At 69.9% G+C, this 15,384-nt stretch carries 13 protein-coding genes; 8 read left to right on the top strand and 5 right to left on the bottom strand.

Features of this window, described 5'->3' with window-relative positions:
• Positions 1-4: 4 nt before the first annotated feature.
• Together OG219_RS20940 and OG219_RS20935 are read right to left on the bottom strand one after the other, a co-directional pair.
• On the bottom strand, positions 5-244 hold the full coding sequence (locus tag OG219_RS20940) for a DUF397 domain-containing protein (RefSeq protein WP_266828657.1): 240 nt from the start codon (positions 242-244) through the stop codon (positions 5-7).
• Entirely contained in the window at positions 241-1,074 is an 834-nt protein-coding gene (locus OG219_RS20935; RefSeq protein ID WP_266828655.1) for a helix-turn-helix transcriptional regulator, read from the bottom strand. The genes OG219_RS20940 and OG219_RS20935 overlap by 4 nt, the downstream gene beginning before the upstream one ends.
• A 112-nt stretch (positions 1,075-1,186) precedes the next feature.
• Here OG219_RS20935 and OG219_RS20930 point away from each other — a divergent pair, with 112 nt between their 5' ends.
• Positions 1,187-1,885 carry a Crp/Fnr family transcriptional regulator gene (locus OG219_RS20930; RefSeq protein WP_266828653.1) on the top strand — a complete coding sequence of 233 codons (699 nt, stop codon included), beginning with the start codon at positions 1,187-1,189 and terminating at the stop codon, positions 1,883-1,885.
• A gap of 27 nt (positions 1,886-1,912) precedes the next feature.
• Here OG219_RS20930 and OG219_RS20925 read toward each other — a convergent pair whose 3' ends face one another.
• The gene (locus OG219_RS20925) at positions 1,913-2,434 is read right to left on the bottom strand and encodes a hypothetical protein (protein WP_266828651.1); all 522 of its coding nucleotides are present in this window, start codon (positions 2,432-2,434) and stop codon (positions 1,913-1,915) included.
• A 234-nt stretch (positions 2,435-2,668) separates the two neighbouring features.
• On the opposite strand from OG219_RS20925, the gene OG219_RS20920 reads away from it, so the two are divergent.
• From OG219_RS20920 to OG219_RS20905, 4 genes are read left to right on the top strand one after another with little or no spacing between them, the layout of a single operon-like run.
• Positions 2,669-3,466 (top strand): hypothetical protein, encoded by a 798-nt coding sequence (locus OG219_RS20920; RefSeq protein WP_266828649.1) that lies wholly within the window; start codon positions 2,669-2,671, stop codon positions 3,464-3,466.
• A gap of 20 nt (positions 3,467-3,486) precedes the next feature.
• On the top strand, positions 3,487-5,697 hold the full coding sequence (locus tag OG219_RS20915; RefSeq protein WP_266828647.1) for a hypothetical protein: 2,211 nt from the start codon (positions 3,487-3,489) through the stop codon (positions 5,695-5,697).
• 5 nt (positions 5,698-5,702) lie between these two features.
• Positions 5,703-7,235 carry a hypothetical protein gene (locus OG219_RS20910; RefSeq protein WP_266828645.1) on the top strand — a complete coding sequence of 511 codons (1,533 nt, stop codon included), beginning with the start codon at positions 5,703-5,705 and terminating at the stop codon, positions 7,233-7,235.
• A complete protein-coding gene (locus OG219_RS20905; protein WP_266828643.1) occupies positions 7,225-8,583 on the top strand; it encodes a DUF4407 domain-containing protein in 1,359 nt (452 codons plus the stop codon). Before OG219_RS20910 ends, OG219_RS20905 begins: the two co-directional genes overlap by 11 nt.
• A 62-nt stretch (positions 8,584-8,645) precedes the next feature.
• Here OG219_RS20905 and OG219_RS20900 read toward each other — a convergent pair whose 3' ends face one another.
• Entirely contained in the window at positions 8,646-10,814 is a 2,169-nt protein-coding gene (locus tag OG219_RS20900) for a glycosyltransferase family 39 protein (protein WP_266828641.1), read from the bottom strand.
• A gap of 136 nt (positions 10,815-10,950) precedes the next feature.
• Positions 10,951-11,820 carry a dolichyl-phosphate beta-glucosyltransferase gene (locus tag OG219_RS20895; RefSeq protein ID WP_266828639.1) on the bottom strand — a complete coding sequence of 290 codons (870 nt, stop codon included), beginning with the start codon at positions 11,818-11,820 and terminating at the stop codon, positions 10,951-10,953.
• 204 nt (positions 11,821-12,024) lie between these two features.
• Here OG219_RS20895 and OG219_RS20890 point away from each other — a divergent pair, with 204 nt between their 5' ends.
• The 3 genes from OG219_RS20890 (at position 12,025) to OG219_RS20880 (ending at position 15,185) form a co-directional block, all read left to right on the top strand.
• Positions 12,025-12,573, top strand: coding sequence for an isochorismatase family protein (locus tag OG219_RS20890; RefSeq protein WP_266828637.1), 549 nt, complete (start codon positions 12,025-12,027; stop codon positions 12,571-12,573).
• Between the two features lie 174 nt (positions 12,574-12,747).
• On the top strand, positions 12,748-13,878 hold the full coding sequence (locus OG219_RS20885; protein WP_266828635.1) for a GNAT family N-acetyltransferase: 1,131 nt from the start codon (positions 12,748-12,750) through the stop codon (positions 13,876-13,878).
• Positions 13,879-13,946: 68 nt separating this feature from the next.
• Entirely contained in the window at positions 13,947-15,185 is a 1,239-nt protein-coding gene (locus OG219_RS20880; protein WP_266828633.1) for a DegT/DnrJ/EryC1/StrS family aminotransferase, read from the top strand.
• Positions 15,186-15,384: the final 199 nt, after the last annotated feature.

The raw sequence follows: 15,384 nt of genomic DNA, 5'->3' as shown, positions 1-15,384 counted from the left end.
GCTCTCAGCCGCGGGCAAGCTTGAGGAACGCCGTCCAGGTGGTGGGGGTGACGGCGAGGGCGGGGCCGTCGGTGTTCTTGGAGTCGCGGACGTGGATGGTGCGGGGGGAGGTGGCGACTTCGAGGCAGGCGCCGCCTTGTTCGCTGCTGTAGCTGGACTTGCGCCAGGCGTATGCGACTTCGAGGCAGTCTCCGCCCTGGCTGCCGCTGTAGCTCGATTTGAACCACTGCAATGCGGTGCTCATTGCTCTCCTAGCAAACGGTCCAACAGGCCCTTGGTCTTCTGGGGGTTGAGAGCCTGAGTCCGCAGCATCGCATATTTGCGCTCCAGGATGGACACCTCGTCCGGGCTCGCGATCATCCTGCCGTTGAGCTGCCCCTCGACGTAGGCCACGCGCTGGTGGTCCTGCGTTTCGATGAGGACGAACGGTCCGTCGAGTGCGGCGTGGAAGTCCCTGCCCAACGGCATGACTTGGAGCGTGACGCCGGGCAGATCGGCCCACTCGCGAAGGCGGCGAAGCTGCTCGACGTAGACCTCGTCGCCGCCAAGCCGGTCCTTCAGCGTCGCCTCGGAGATGATGAAACTGGCGGTCGGCGGGTTCTTTCGGTGCAGGACCTCCTGTCGCTCCACGCGTGCTGTGACGCGCTGCTCGATTTCGTCCTCGGAGAGGGCGGGGACGTCGTTCAGGAAGACCGCGCGGGCGTATGCCTTGGTCTGAAGAAGTCCTGGTAAGGCCTGATTCTGGTACGAGGAAAGCGCCAGCGCCTCCCGCTCAAGATCGATGTACTCCTCGGCCCACCGCGGAAACAGATCCACCTCGGGCATGTTCTCCACCGCGACGGCCAACGCCCCCTTGGTGTCGAGGAGTTCATCCAGAAACACCGCGTACTCGGTTCTCAGTGACCGTCTGCCCTGTTCGATGGAGGCGAGGGTCTGCTCGTCCACCCGCAACCGCTCGGCCAGCTCCCGCTGGGTGTATCCGGCTGTTCTCCGGAACACGCTGATCAACGCCCCCACCATCTTCATGGCCGACGCGTTCTTCCTGCGACTCTTGCCGCTCCCGCTGTTCACCATGACGAACTCCCCACCCAAAGCCGTACGTTCACCCCGGCACACCCGTACAACGGAATCCGTACGGGTTTCGCGGCAGGATTGAGGTGCAGTCGCCGACCAGCAAGGGGGAACCGTGTCGCACAACTCCGAGGAGTGGCCCTCGCGCAGCCTGCTGGGTGTGCTGCCGCCGGTGGCGCGACAGGAACTGCTCGGTCTGGGCGTCGAGACACGGTTCGAGGCGGGGGAGGTGCTGCTGAGCGAGGGCGCGCGGGACCGGCACGTCCTGTTGCTTCTCTCCGGGTTCGCCAAGGTGACCGCGACGGTGGAGAACGGTGAGACATCCCTGTTGGCAGTTCGTGTTGGAGGGGACACGGTCGGGGAGATGGCGGCGATGGACGGGGCGCCGCGCTCGGCCACGGTGACGGCGTGCGGCTCGATGACCGTGCGTCTGCTGCAACACGGCGTCCTGCACGGCCTGTTGACCCGGCGCCCGGAGGTGGCCATGGCGCTGACGGGCATCGTCTCGGACCGGTTGCGGTGGGCCAACCGGCGGCGGCTGGACTTCCGGGGCTATCCGGCCAAAGTGCGGCTGGCCCGGCTCCTGGTGGAACTGGCCACCGCGTACGGGCGTACGGGGGAGAGCGGTGTGGTCATCGGCTGCCGGCTGACACAGCCGGAGATGGCCGCGCTGACCGGAGCCGCGGAGACGACGATCCACAAGGGGCTGCGCGAACTGCGCGAGGACGGTCTGCTGGAGACCGGGTACCGGTCCACGACCATCTGCGACCTGTCCAGGCTCCGGCAGGTGGCCGATCTGGCGCACGAGGAGTGAGGCAGTCCGCCCAGCACCTGGGCGGCGTCAGGTCAGTGCCGGCCGCAGGACCACGAACAGTCCGGCGCTGGCGCCCATCACGGTCGTGCACACCACGGCGCCGGTGAGGAACCGGTACTTCCGCAGCGCGACGCGGGCCAGGAACCTGACCGTCTGCGACAACTCCCGCCGGTCCACGGTCTCGTCGGCGCCGCCCGGGTTTTCGGCGGGCAGGATGTCCGGGCCGGCGGAGAGGTGGACGAAGCTGTATCTGTTGGCGCCGGAAGGGTGCAGCACACGAGGCCGAAGCGTCGCCGCCAGACATACCGCGCCACCGAACATCCCGCAGACGAACAGCGCGAACAGCGTCCCGGCCAGCGCGCCCGCCGTCCCGCCCCGCTCCACGGCGTGCAGGGCCTGTCGGCTCCATGAGTCCGCCGTGCCGACCAGTGCCGCCTGCGCGGCCGCCAGGATCCCGGCCTTGGTGTCCGCGTGCTGATGGGTGGTCTGAAGGGCAGTGAACATGTACTGCGCGGGACGGTTGTCGGGCGTGGCACCGCTGGGCGGCATACGGGTCCTTCCTGGGGTCGGCGGGCGCGACCCCTCCAGTAAGGACCTGCTCCGGTATACGAACCAGTCACTTCTATGGATTCCCGCATCTTGCTGCATCCCGTACTTCCACGGGGTCCGGCCCGCGCGGGGCGTGTACGACTGGCGTGTACCGGCGTCCGCCTCTGGGGGAGCGGACGCCGGTACCCACGAACAGTGCCTTGAACGTAATTGAGTACGGACACGAGGGATGTCATGACGATGAACGGTGCGGGCGGACCGGGCGCCATGGGAACGTTCGGACGCAGACTGCTGCTGGCGGTCGACGCGAAGGGGTACGGCGGCGTTGACGTACTGACGCAGACGCAGTTGCAGGAGGCGATTCAGCGACTGCTGGGGCAGGCGGCCGACGCGGCCGGGCTGGAACGAGAGCGGTGGGCGACGCAGGAGGCCGGGGACTCGGTGTTCGCGGTGCTGCCCGAGGGTGCCTCGGAACCGGCTCTCGTCGACACGTTCATGCGCAACCTCGACGCCGGCCTGCGGGCTTTCAACCACGGCCGGGTGCCCGCGGCGTGGCTGCGGCTCAGGGCAGCCGTGCACTTCGGTACGGCGTCACCCGCGGCCAACGGGTTCGCCGGCAGGGCGCCGGTCGAGATCGGCCGGATCTGCGACAGCGCGGTGCTGAAGTCCGCCCTGGCCGCGGCGCCGGACGCCTGCCTGGCCGTGGCGGTCTCGGCCACCGTCTTCAACGATGTGGTCCGCGAGGCGTACACCACCATCCGGTCACAGGAGTTCCTCCAGGTACGGATCGATGAGAAGGAGTACGTGGGGCGGGCCTGGATCTGGGTGCCCGGACATGACGTGCGGGGGCTCTCGCTGCAGGGCGGCTCGGGGGGTGCTTCGGAGCCCGAGGGGGGCGCGGGCGCTGCCGGGGGTGGTGAATCAGTAGCCGCGCGCCCCCAGAGTGCTCCAACTACTCAGTCGGACACGGTCGTTCAGAACTTCCACGGAACCGTGAACGCCGAAGGTGCCGTCTTCGGAATCTCCAAGTAGCCCCCGATCGACGGCAGAGGATGAACCAGGAACAGCGCGAAGAACCTCCGGAGCAGGAACAACCCGAGGGCGCGGCCGGAGAGGAACAGCCCGGAAACGAGAGGTCCGAAGACAAGAGGTCCGAAGACGAGCGGCCCGGACCCGGACCCGGCGCCGCCGAGGCGGAGGGCGCAGGCACCCGCGACGACACGCCTCCGCCCGGACAGCCCGGCACCGACCGGCCGAATCCGGCGCCCCACAACAACGCGCCCCACAACAACGCGCCCCACAACAACGTCAACCAGTACTTCCTCGGCGCCCTCGACGCCCGTCAGGCTCACTTCGGCATCGGCGGCCACGGCGGCGCGGACACCCCGAACGCCCGCCGTACGGCCGTCGGACGGCTCGACGCCGGCGAGGCGGACGCGATCCTGGAGTCGTACGTCGAACCGCGCCGATTCGACGAGGCGGTGGCTGCCCTCGACCGGGACAGCGTGGTGGTGCTGGTCGGGCCGTCCGGAGTGGGCAAGCGCTCGGGCGCCGTGGCCCTTCTCAACGCGGTCGCCGACGGTACGGAGTACGTGGTGCTCTCGCCGGGCCGGAGCCTGGATGAACTCGCCACGGGCCGCCCCGCCTTCGAGAAGGGCGTCGGTTATGTGCTGCTCGACCGGATGAACGAGGGCTCGTCCGGGACCGCGGACTTCGACTGGAGGCGTGTACGGGACGCGGTGCGCGAGCAGGGCGCGCACCTGGTGGTCACCACCGTGCACACCATCGCGGGGAAGTCCCCCGAGTCCGTACGCCATGTGCCCTGGCGCGCACCTGACCTGGCGGACGTGCTGCGGCTGCGGTTGCGGAAGGCGGGCTGTGCCGAAACCGTCGTCGAGGAGGCCGTCGATCTGTTGCCCGCCGAGTGCCTGATCGCCGAGGTGACCGCCGCGGCGGCGCGGATCGCGCGGGGTGCCGACCCCGCCGGGGTCTGGAAGGAATACGGAAGCAGCGCGGCGCAGCCCGTGCGCGACTGGTTCGCTGTCGACCGCTCGCTCCAGGAGACCGCCGAGGTGACGGTGCTCGCCTTCACCATCGGCACCGGGTACCGCGAGTTCGAGTCGTGGCAGGAACGGCTGGAGCCGCGTATCGCGCCGGCCTTCCCGAAGCCGGTGCAGCCTGATGAGGTCCAATCGGCCGCGCTCCAGCCCGCCGTCGACCGTCGGCGTTCCCTGGCCCGCAACCGGCTGGCCGCCACCGAGGAGCAGAAGCACGGCGCGCTCACCCGGACCGTGCTTGTCTTCCCGAATCCGCAGTACCGCCAGTGGGTCCTGGAGGAGCTGTGGACGAACCACTCGAAGTCGTACTGGGACGGCGTACAGGACTGGCTGACCGAGATCATCCTGACCGATCCCGGAACCGGCCCGCACCTGTCCGTCGCCTCCGGTCTGGCCCTGCTCGCCAGGCCCGCCTTCGACGAGGTCGCCGAGTCCTATCTGGAGCCCTGGGCACGCGGCGAGGCGGGCCCGGCCGGACAGTCCATGGCCACCCTGGTCCTGTGCTGGATGTGCCTGGACGAGAACCTCGACGCCACCGCTCTTGCTCTCGCCCGTAGTTGGGTCCTGTCCCGCGACCCTGGGCTGCGTTCGACGGCGGCGGCCGCGTTCGGCGGGGAACTGGGGGTTCGCTTCCCCACCGACGCCGTGAAGCTGCTGTGGCATCTGATCAGTCGGCGGAGCGGCCAGTCCAAGGAGGCGATGTTCGCCCTGGCCGATCTCGTCGCCGTGCTCGCGGAGTGCCGGGAGGACGCGGGCGTGGTCTTCCGGGCCCTGGCGCACCGGCTGGGTGTCCAGCGCAGGACCAACGTGGCCACCCAGCTGAGGGAGAACACCTTCGACGCCGTCCTGGCCGTTCTGACGGTGGGCGACCTGCGTACGGGGCAGCCCGTGGGCGCCACTCTGATGGAGCGACAGCCCCAACTGATAGGCAGGCTCGGGGAGTTGTGGGCAGGCCTGCTGTGCAACCGGCCGCGGCGGACCTTGGCGCTGCGGGCTCTGTACGACACCCTGCGCACGCTGTCGGCCGTGGGCGAGGAGCCCCGGACCACCGCCGGACAGTTCGGCCGCAGCGTGGGCGCCGCGCTCCCGCCGGACGAACGCCGACTCCTGGCCGCGGCCCTGCGCCCCGCCGCGGTCCGCTCGGGCAGCACCACCGCGGCACTCATCGACACCTTCCTCACCACCGTACTGAGCACAGAGGACTGACACATATGGCTGAGAGTTACCCGCTCGTCGAACAGCGGGAGTACGGGCGGCCGCAGCAAGGCGGCGGGTGGTTCAAGAAGCGCCCCATCAGGGGCGAGGACGATCTGCCGCTGCTGGCCGCGCACGAGGTGCGGATCTTCAGGGTCGGCGAGGAGTACATCGAGGACCACGGCGGGCTGCGTCCCGACGACCCCGTGGTGGTCGCCGCGAGCTCGGTCACGGTCGTCGACCGGAGCGTCGGCGTGCCCGTCGTCGTGGAGATGCGCATCCCCTCCGCGGAGGCGGGCGACTTCACCGTGCGGACGACCTTCCACTGCACGGTCTCGGACGCGCGCACGGTCGTACGGGACGGGGTCACCGATGTGGAGGCCCTGCTCCTGGACTTTCTCCGCTCGGTCCCGGGCCTCGCCGAGCAGGGCGGCGACCTGCCGATCGTCGACTCTGCCGTCGTGCGCCGCCGTATCGACGCACGACTCACCGCGTACCAGGAGATGCGGCCGCATGTCGTCTCGGGCCTGAAGGCGTACCCCCGCGCGGTGGAGGTCTTCACGCCCGAGGAACTCGCCGCGCACGTACGCGAGGTCGAGGAGGCCAGGCGCGTCCGGGAGAAGCAACGCCTCCGGGAGGAGCTTGAGCGGGAACAGGCCCTGGCCCTTGCCGAGGAGGAGCGCGTACGCGAGGAGATCCGGCGTGAGGAGGCGCTGCGCAAGGAGCGCAACCGTCAGGAGTACGAGAGTCTGCGCACGCGCTACGAGCACGTCGTCAGCGCCGAGGGGCAGGACCACGACCTCATGCTCAAGGCGCAGCAGAACGGGTTCGTCCGGAACGAGATGGCCGAGGACCTCAGGCTCATCGGCAACGACCCCATCGCCGCCGACTTCAACGCCTACCGCAACGGGGACATCTCCGCCGACACGCTCGCCGACAGGCTGCGCGCGGCCGAGGCACGTCGCGTCGACCGGGCGGACGCCCTGACGAAGCTTGAGCGGGAATACCTGGAGCGGCGGGCCACCCTCGAACGGGACGATCAGCGCTGGCAGGTCGAACGGGAGGACAAGTACAAGGAGTTGGCGCGTGCGGACCGGCGCGAGGAGACGGCCGCCGGGCGGAAGGAGGAGTCCCGCCGCTGGGAGCAGGAGCGCGACGACAAGCTGCGCGAACACCAGGAGCGGCGACAGGACGCGCAGCAGCTGAGCAAGGAGCAGCGCGAGTGGGCGGAGCGGCGCCTGGTGGTCAACCACGACATCGGCAAGCGGCTCATCGACCGCGGCCTGGTCGACAACACCATCGTCGACCCGGGCGCCTTCATCAACAGCGTGGGGGAGATCCCCCAGTACGGCCCCCAGGCACTCGCCCAGGGCGCGGCAGTACAGACGGCGTCGGCGGAAAGGCTCGACAAGCGGCCCACGGACACCGACGTGGTCGACGCCGAGGCGGATCACGAGAGCGACAAGCACCTGGATCCGGACCCGGACGGCGGCGACGACAGCGACCTCGACCTCGGCACCGGTGACATGGAGGCGCACATTGGCCACTGATCTGCCGGTCCACCCCGCCGACCGTGCTCCGCTCTCCGAGATGACGGTGCCCTTCCGCCCGGAGCGTCCCGACTCGGGCCCCGCGGTCCGGATGCGCCGGGTGATCGGCATCCGTGAGGACGTACTGGACTGGGTGCCGGAGGAACGCCCCCGCTACACCTGGTACGGCGTCATCGTCGTCAACACCGCGTTGCTCGCCGGAGCCTCCATGGCCGTCGCGCTCGCCACCATCCGGCCCGACCTTCCGCTTCCCGCCGTGCTCGTGGTGGCCGGGGTCTGGCTCTGGCTGATCCTCGCGCTGGACAGCTGGCTGGTGTCCAGCACCCACGGTGCGCTGACGGCGGCCAAGAGTCCCCTGCGGGTGCTGCTGCCCCGGTTGGCGCTCTCCGCGCTCCTCGGCATCTTCATCGCCGAACCGCTCCTCTTCCAGATCTTCGACAGGGAGATCCGGCAGGAGATCGCGGTCGGCAACGAGCGGAACGTCGCGGACTACCGGGGCATGCTCGTGGACTGCAACCCCAGCGACGGTGAGCGGACCACCGACCGCCCCGAATGCGGGGACTACCAGCTGAAGGTGCCGGGATCGCCGGTCGAACTGGGCGAGCAGATCAAGAGCAACACCGCCCGGACGAAGGCCATGCGGACTCAGGTCGACTCGATCAACAAGACCCTGAACGGCAAGATGGCCACCGAGCAGCGCGAGTGCGCCCGCGACAAATGGATCTGGTGGGGCGGCTACGCCGACGTCAGCCAGACGTGCGAGCGCGCCCGCGCGGACTCCTCGGCCTACCGCACGACCAGCGAGATCAAGAAGTACGAGAGCGACCTGGCGGCGCTGGTGGCGGCGGGCCACACCCTGGCCGGGAAGAAGGACACGGCCGCCGAGGCCTACCAGCCTGCTCTGCAGCGCGCCATCGACGACAAGACGCGGCAGCGGGAGACCGACCTCGACGACGACGGGATCCTGACCAGGGCGCACGCGCTCAAGGCCGTCGCCTGGTCCGACTGGTACGCCGGTTCCGTGGCCCTCGTGCTGCACCTCCTGCTCCTCGTCGTCGACGCCATGCCCATCCTGGCCAAGCTCATGAGCGGATCCACGACCTACGACCGCCTGATCACCGCACGCTTCGAAGCGAGCCGTCGACTGCACGCCGACGACCTCCAGGTCCAGCACGCCTGCGCCACCATGGAGTACGAGGTGCAGCGGCACCGTACGAAGCTGGACACGACCGACCGCATGGAGCACCTCGAGCACGACTACCGCCTCGCCCACGCCGAGCGTGCCCTCCGCTTCCGTACCGAACTCGACGCCCGAACGGCCCGGATCCTTCAGGGGGAGGGCGACTGAAAGGGGCGGGTCGCCGGAAGGAGATCTCCCGGCGGCCCGCCCCACAGGGGTGGACGGTCGGCTCAGCCGACGTCGGAGGCGTCCAGGCGGTACAGGCCGGTGGACGAGCTCGACGTGGACGAGCTGGTGGAACTGGAACTGGAGCTGTACGCAGAGGAGTTGACGGCCGTGCCGTTCGCCTCGACCCACGCCGTGATCTCCGAGTCCGTGCCCTGGCCGCCGTCGCTGCTGACGATGATGTAGTGCAACTGGCCGGACTTCACCAGGGACTTGAGCTTGGCGAGGGTCATGGCGTTGTCGGTGCCTGACCAGCCGCCCATGGAGATGACGGGCTGGCCGGACTCCAGGATGATCGAGGCCGCCGTCTGATCGGTGGCCACCGCGATGAGCCAGGTGGCGCCGTCCTGGTTCTTCTCCAGGTACGTGATCATCTCGGAGGAGACCTGAGTGCCGCCGCCGGCTCCGCCGCCCATCTGGCCGCCGCTGGACTGCGTACCGGATTCGGCGCCAGAGGCCTCGGTGCCGGACTCGGAGGACGAACTGCCGCTGGACGACGAGCCGTTGGTGCCCGCCGGAGGCTCACCCATGGACTGGCCGCCGGTGCCGGTCGGCGCGCTGCCGGTCCTGCCGCCGGCACCGGACGGCGCACCGCCGCCCCCGCCTCCGCCGCCACCCATACCGCCGCCCGTGCTCGGACCGGCCGTCGGATTGGTGCCGTTGTTCGAAGCAGTCGTAGCGGCCGAGGCCGAGTACGCGGCCGGACCGGCCAGCAGGGCCACGACCGCCGCGAGGGCCGCGAAGCCCAGCAGCCGCTGCCGCTTCAGGAACCGCCCGGCGAGCAGCCCGAGCACGGAGACCGCGCCCGCGAGGCCGGCCACGATTTCGGCGACGGTGTAGAGGGTGCCGGAGCCCGACACCCGCTGGAGCAGCACGACCGCCCAGAGGGCGCTGCTCGCGACGGCCAGCGGCAGGACCCAGCCCCACTTCGCCGCCGAGCCCTCACGGAACGCCCGGTACAGCATCACGCCGCCGATGCCGGCCAGGGCCGCGATGCCCGGGGCCATGGCGGTGACGTAGTACGGGTGGAAGGTGCCCTCGGCGAGGGCGAAGGTCAGATAGTGCACGACGAACCAGCCGCCCCACAGCATCAGCGCCGCGCGCCTGGCGTCCGTACGAGGAGCCCGCCCGCGCAGCACAAGGCCGCCGACGAGGGCGATCGCGGCGAAGGGGATGAGCCAGGAGATCTGGCCGCCCATGACGTCGTTGAACATGCGGTAGATCGACGCGGTGCCGCCGAAGCTGGCACCGTTGCCGGCCGAGCCGGTGGAGGAACTCGCCCCGAAGATACGGCCGAAGCCGTTGTAGCCGATGACGAGGTCCCAGACGGTGTTGTCGGTCGAGCCGCCGATGTAGGGGCGCGAGGACGCGGGCCACAGGTCGACGACCACCATCCACCAGGCGCTGGAGACGACGAGCGCGACCGTGGCGACGGCGAGGTTGCGGATCCGCCTGCCGAGTGAGGCGTTGGCGGCCCAGAGGTAGACGAGGAAGAAGACCGGCAGGACGACGTACGCCTGCATCATCTTCGTGTTGAACGCGAACCCGATCGCGACCGCCGACCACACCAGCGGCATCAGCCGCCCGCCCCGTACGGCCTTCATCAGCCCGGCCGCGCCGAGGAGCATCAGGAAGACGAGGACCGGGTCCGGGTTGGTGTCACGTGTAATGGCGACGGTGATCGGGGTCAGGGTGAGCGCGAGCGCGGCGATCGTCCCCGCCACCGCCCCGAAGTCCCGCTTGACCATCCGGTACAACAGCGCCACGGATCCCGTGCCCAGCGCGACCATCGGCAGCGCCAACTGCCAGGTCCCGAAGCCGAATACGCGGGCCGAGATGCCCATCACCCACAGCGCGAACGGCGGCTTGTCGACGGTGATGAAGCTGCCCGAGTCCAGCGCGCCGAAGAAGAACGCCTTCCAGCTCTTGGTGCCGCTGTAGACGGCGGCGTTGTAGAAGGTGTTGCCGGTGATGGACGAGATGTTCCAGGCGTACAGGCCGACAGCCAGGACCAGGATCGCCCACAGGGTGGGCCGGGCCCAGCGCGGATCGTCGGGCGGGCCGGTGAAGAGCCTGCGGGTGCGGGCCTTGACACCGCCGTCGGCGGGCGGCCCGGCCCGGTGCGAGTGCTGCCGGACCCCTTCGTCGCGGGTCGGCGGGGCGAGGGTCGTCATGACAGGCACTCCAGGGTGGGAGAGGGATGGCTGGGAGTGGAGCTGTTGGGCTTGGTGGTTCTGCCGGGGCTGCTCATCGGGAGGGGCCTGCCGGGCCCGCTTGGACTGTCGGGCCCGCCTGGCCTGCCGGGCCTGCTCATCGGGAGCTCGCGGCGGCGGGTATGGCCTGGGGTGACTCGGCCGGTGCGTGACCGGCGGTCTCGCGCACCGCGCCGCCCCGCACCCGCGGGAGCCCGACCCTGCGCGGTACGGCGGCGACCCTGGCGCGTCCGGTCACCGTCCGCCTCGCCATCCGCGCCATGCCCTTGAGGTCGTCGACGGCCGTACGCACCAGGTCGACGCGGCTGTCGGGATCGTCGACCCAGTCGACCGGCACCTCGTGGACGCGCAGCCCGTTGCGCTGGGCCAGCACGAGCAGTTCGGTGTCGAAGAACCAGGCGTTGTCCTCGATGTGCGGGGCGAGCGCCCGGAAGACGTCGGTGCGTACGGCCTTGAAACCGCACTGCGCGTCGGAGAAGCGGGCGGCGAGCCCCAGCTTCAGCAGCAGGTTGTAGGACCGCGAGATGAACTCCCGCTTCGGCCCGCGCACCACGTCGGCCTGCCGGTGCAGCCGGCTGCCGATGGCGATGTCGCTGTGACCGGACAGCAGGGGCGCGACGAGCGGCAGGAACGCGTCGAGCCCCGTGGACAGATCGACGTCCATGTACGCGACCACATCCGCCGCCGACCTGCTCCACACGTACTTCAGGGCCCGGCCGCGCCCCTTGGCGTCCAGGCGGACGGCGTGCACATGGGGAAGCCGGTGCGTCAGGCCGACGGCCGCCTGCCACGTGCCGTCCGTACTCGCGTTGTCCGCGACGGTGATCCGGAACGGGAACGGGAAGGAGCTTTCGAGATAGGCGTGGAGACGGTTGACGCTGTCGTCGAGGACGTGAGCCTCGTTGTGAACCGGCACCACGATCTCGACCGACCGCCGCCGGACGCCTCCTGCGTTCGTTTCGTTCATAGCGGCGACCATCCGGTCCTCGTCTGGGGCATCGGTGAGTCCGCGCTGAGGGAAGAATGAGAATCAGGGAACTCACAGGAAGCGCACAGTGCGGTCAGGCGGAACGCCAAGGCTCCGGCGGGAACCGGCGGTTGCGTGCGGCCGTCCGCGTGACCCTGTGCCGCTGTCAGTGGGGCGGCCTACTGTGGTGAGTCGGAGGTTCCTATGACGACCCTGCACGACCGGCCGAACGCCGCGCTCCTCATCATCGACGTCCAGAACGGGGTGGTGGCGGACGCCCATGACCGCGACCGCGTGATCGCGAACATCAACACCCTGGTCGACAAGGCCCGCGCGGAGCAGGTGCCCGTGGTCTGGGTGCAGCACTCCGACGACGAGCTCAAACGGGACAGCGAGAACTGGAGTTACGTGCCGGAGCTGGTGCGCCGCGACACGGAACCCCTCGTCCACAAGAACTACGGCGACTCCTTCGAGGCCACCGAACTGGAAGCGCTGCTCGCCGAGCGCGGCGTTGGCCGGCTGGTCGTCACGGGAGCCCAGACCGACGCGTGCATCCGCTCGACCATCCACGGCGCCTTCGTCCGGGGGTACGACGTGACCCTGGTCGCCGACGCCCACACGACGGAGGACCTCACCGCGTACGGCGCACCGCCTCCGGACCAGGTCATCGCGCACACCAATCTCTACTGGCAGGAGCAGGCGGCGCCCGGACGGACCGGGGGGATTGCGGACGCGGCGGAAGTCGCCTTCTGAGACAGGACATCCGCGACATCCGATCCGCACACTTCCGTTACGACAGGCACCCTTGACAGGGTGCGTACCTTTCGCGACGTTTGAGCCCCTGGGGCAAGGAAGTGGTGGGACGGACGCGCAGGGCGCGTCATGGGGGAGATGGGCGTCATGGGGGAATTGGGGGAGCGGTCGTCTATGCGATCTTCTGATGCGGCAATCACGATCCACAGACCGGAAGAGCTGAGCGCCTCGCTGTGCCAGGACTGGCACCGGGCGATGGACGAGTCACCGGACTACGCCAACCCGTTCCTGGCACCGGAGTTCGCGGCCGGGATCGGCAGACACCGCAGCGGGGCGCGGGTGGCGGTCCTGCACCAGAACGGTGAGGCCGTCGGCTTCTTCCCGTACGAACGCAACGCCTTCGGCGTCGGCCGGGCCATCGGCCTCGGCCTCTCCGACTGCCAGGCCTTGGTGCACCGCCCCGGGGTCACCTGGGACCCCCAGCAACTGCTGAAGGCCTGCGGTCTCTCCGTCTTCGAGTTCGACCACCTCGTCGAGGAGCAGAGACCGTTCGGCAGATACGTCACGGGGACCTTCGCCTCACCGGTCCTCGACCTCAAGGTCGGCGACGGCAGCTACGCGGAATGGCTGCGCGGCGCCTACCCCGGGCTGGCCAAGACGACGCTGAAGAAGGAACGCCGCCTGGGGCGCGACCTGGGCGAGATGCGGTTCGTCTACGACGAGCGCGACCCGAAGATGCTGCACCAACTAATGGAGTGGAAGTCCGCCCAGTACCGCAGGACGGGACGGATGGACCGGTTCGCGCGGCCGTGGATCGTGGACCTGGTGGACCACCTGTTCCACGTCCGCGAGGAGCACTTCACCGGCGTGCTGTCCGTGGTGTACGCCGGTGACCGGCCGGTGGCCGCGCACTTCGGCCCGACCTCGCGCACGGTGTTCGCGGCCTGGTTCACGGCGTACGACCCCGAACTCCGCTACTACTCGCCCGGGTTGATCATGCACCTCCGGATGGCCGAGGCGGCGGGCCGGCAGGGCGTGCGGCTCATGGACATGGGGCGCGGCGACAAGGAGTACAAGGACTGGCTCAAGACCCGCGAGCTGCGCGTCGGCGAAGGGTTCGCGACCCGCCCCAGCCCGGTGGCGGCGGCGCACCGACTGTGGCGCAGGCCGGTGCGCGGCCTGCGGAACACGGTCCTGGCCCACCCCGCGCTGCGGGAACCGGCGGACCGCCTGCTGAAGACGGCCGGCACGCTGCGCACCTCGGGCCGCCCGGGCTCGGCCAGAGCGGAACCCCGCCCACGCTGAGCTAGTTCGTCGTCTCCCCCCACCCCCGTCGGATCACAGGCAAGTGAAACGGAACGGAAGAGGTGACGATGACGACGCCGTACGGATCGCGGCTCGCCGCGACGATGTCACGGAGGCTCGGACGCGAATGCGTCTACACGCCCTCGGCAAGGCTGGCCCTGTACCTGGCGCTGCGACGCTGGTGCCGGCCGGGCGCACGGGTGCTGATGTCGCCGGTGAACGACGACGTGATCCTCTTCGTCGTCCTCGCGGCCGGGCTGCGACCGGTGCAGGCCCCGGTGTCCGCATGGGACGGCAACATCGACCCGGCCGCCGTACCGGAATCGACCTGGCGGAACGTGGACGCCGTCCTCACCACGAACCTGTACGGGATGCCCGACCGGGTCGCCGAACTGCGCCTCCGCTGCGAGGAGTTGGGGATACCCCTGTTCGAGGACGCGGCGCACGCGATCGGCACGCGAGTGGACGGGCAGCCGATCGGGACGTTCGGGAAGGCGGCGGTGTTCAGCCTGTCCAAGCACGCGGCATCGACGTCCGGCGGTTTCCTCGCCGTCGAAGACGCGCGCACCCGACGGGAGTTGGAGACCCTGCGCGACGAACTCCTCGCGCCGCGCCGCCTCCGCGACGACCTCACCGCGACGCTCCGGCCGCTGGCGCGTTCGACCGTACGCGGCCTCCACCTGGTGCGTCCCGTCTGGCGGACGCTGCAGCGCCTCGGGCTGCTGGAGCGCGACGACTACCGCATGGCCCTGCGCGCGCCGCAGCTCGCCGAAAGCGCGCGTGAGGCCCCGAGCCTCGCCGCGTACGAGCCATGGGTACGCGTCGACCTGCACGGCTTCCGGTCCCGCCACGGAGCCCTGGTGCGCGGGCAGTTGGAGCTGCGGATGGCGGCTCTCGACGGCAACCTGAGCCGACGCGAGGCCGGTGTCTCGCTCCTCGCCGACACCCGCTGGGCCTCCCCGGCACTCCGCGAACGGGTGGCGGACCACGGCCCTCTCCCGCTCTTCCGGGTTCCACTCCTGGTGCACGACCGCGACGCCCTCATAGACCGTCTGGTGAGTCACGGCGTGGTCACCGGATACGTCTACGACCCGCCGCTCGACGACTACGCGGGCGCGGAGTTCGTCGAACCGTCCCCCGACCCGTCGGCCGCCCGCTGGTTCGCCTCCCACGTGCTCCCGGCCGACCCACTCGTGGCCCGCAAGATCACCACGGCCCTGACCGAGGAACGGACGACCCCCGCGTCCTGGCAGGCCCAGCCCCAGCCCCAGGCCCAGCCCCAGGCCGAGCGGGCGGACGCCGACTGAGCTGCCCTGCCGCCCTCCCGTCCATCGTCACCCCTTTCACAGTGGGAACACAGGGGACGTGAAGAGGGGGCACAGTCGCGCACGGTCGGATCGGTACCCAGAAGTCTCGACCGACCCATCGGCCGTACTTTTGCCCACCGCGCAATCGGGTAGTCGAGCACTTCTACGGTTTGTGGACCTACAGGTTGCTGAGTACACC

The sequence above is a fragment of the Streptomyces sp. NBC_00038 genome (assembly GCF_026343635.1).
Taxonomy (GTDB): Bacteria; Actinomycetota; Actinomycetes; order Streptomycetales; family Streptomycetaceae; genus Streptomyces.
Note: the sequence above shows the minus strand (reverse complement) of the source record. Positions and strands in the feature narration are given on the sequence as shown.

Excerpts from the sequence above, each read along its gene's own strand:
- OG219_RS20940 (WP_266828657.1), bottom strand. The coding sequence starts at position 244 with ATGAGCACCGCATTGCAGTGGTTCAAATCGAGCTACAGCGGCAGCCAG.
- OG219_RS20935 (WP_266828655.1), bottom strand. The coding sequence starts at position 1,074 with ATGGTGAACAGCGGGAGCGGCAAGAGTCGCAGGAAGAACGCGTCGGCC.
- OG219_RS20925 (WP_266828651.1), bottom strand. The coding sequence starts at position 2,434 with ATGCCGCCCAGCGGTGCCACGCCCGACAACCGTCCCGCGCAGTACATG.
- OG219_RS20920 (WP_266828649.1), top strand. The coding sequence starts at position 2,669 with ATGACGATGAACGGTGCGGGCGGACCGGGCGCCATGGGAACGTTCGGA.
- OG219_RS20915 (WP_266828647.1), top strand. The coding sequence starts at position 3,487 with ATGAACCAGGAACAGCGCGAAGAACCTCCGGAGCAGGAACAACCCGAG.
- OG219_RS20910 (WP_266828645.1), top strand. The coding sequence starts at position 5,703 with ATGGCTGAGAGTTACCCGCTCGTCGAACAGCGGGAGTACGGGCGGCCG.
- OG219_RS20900 (WP_266828641.1), bottom strand. The coding sequence starts at position 10,814 with ATGACGACCCTCGCCCCGCCGACCCGCGACGAAGGGGTCCGGCAGCAC.
- OG219_RS20895 (WP_266828639.1), bottom strand. The coding sequence starts at position 11,820 with ATGAACGAAACGAACGCAGGAGGCGTCCGGCGGCGGTCGGTCGAGATC.
- OG219_RS20890 (WP_266828637.1), top strand. The coding sequence starts at position 12,025 with ATGACGACCCTGCACGACCGGCCGAACGCCGCGCTCCTCATCATCGAC.
- OG219_RS20885 (WP_266828635.1), top strand. The coding sequence starts at position 12,748 with ATGCGATCTTCTGATGCGGCAATCACGATCCACAGACCGGAAGAGCTG.
- OG219_RS20880 (WP_266828633.1), top strand. The coding sequence starts at position 13,947 with ATGACGACGCCGTACGGATCGCGGCTCGCCGCGACGATGTCACGGAGG.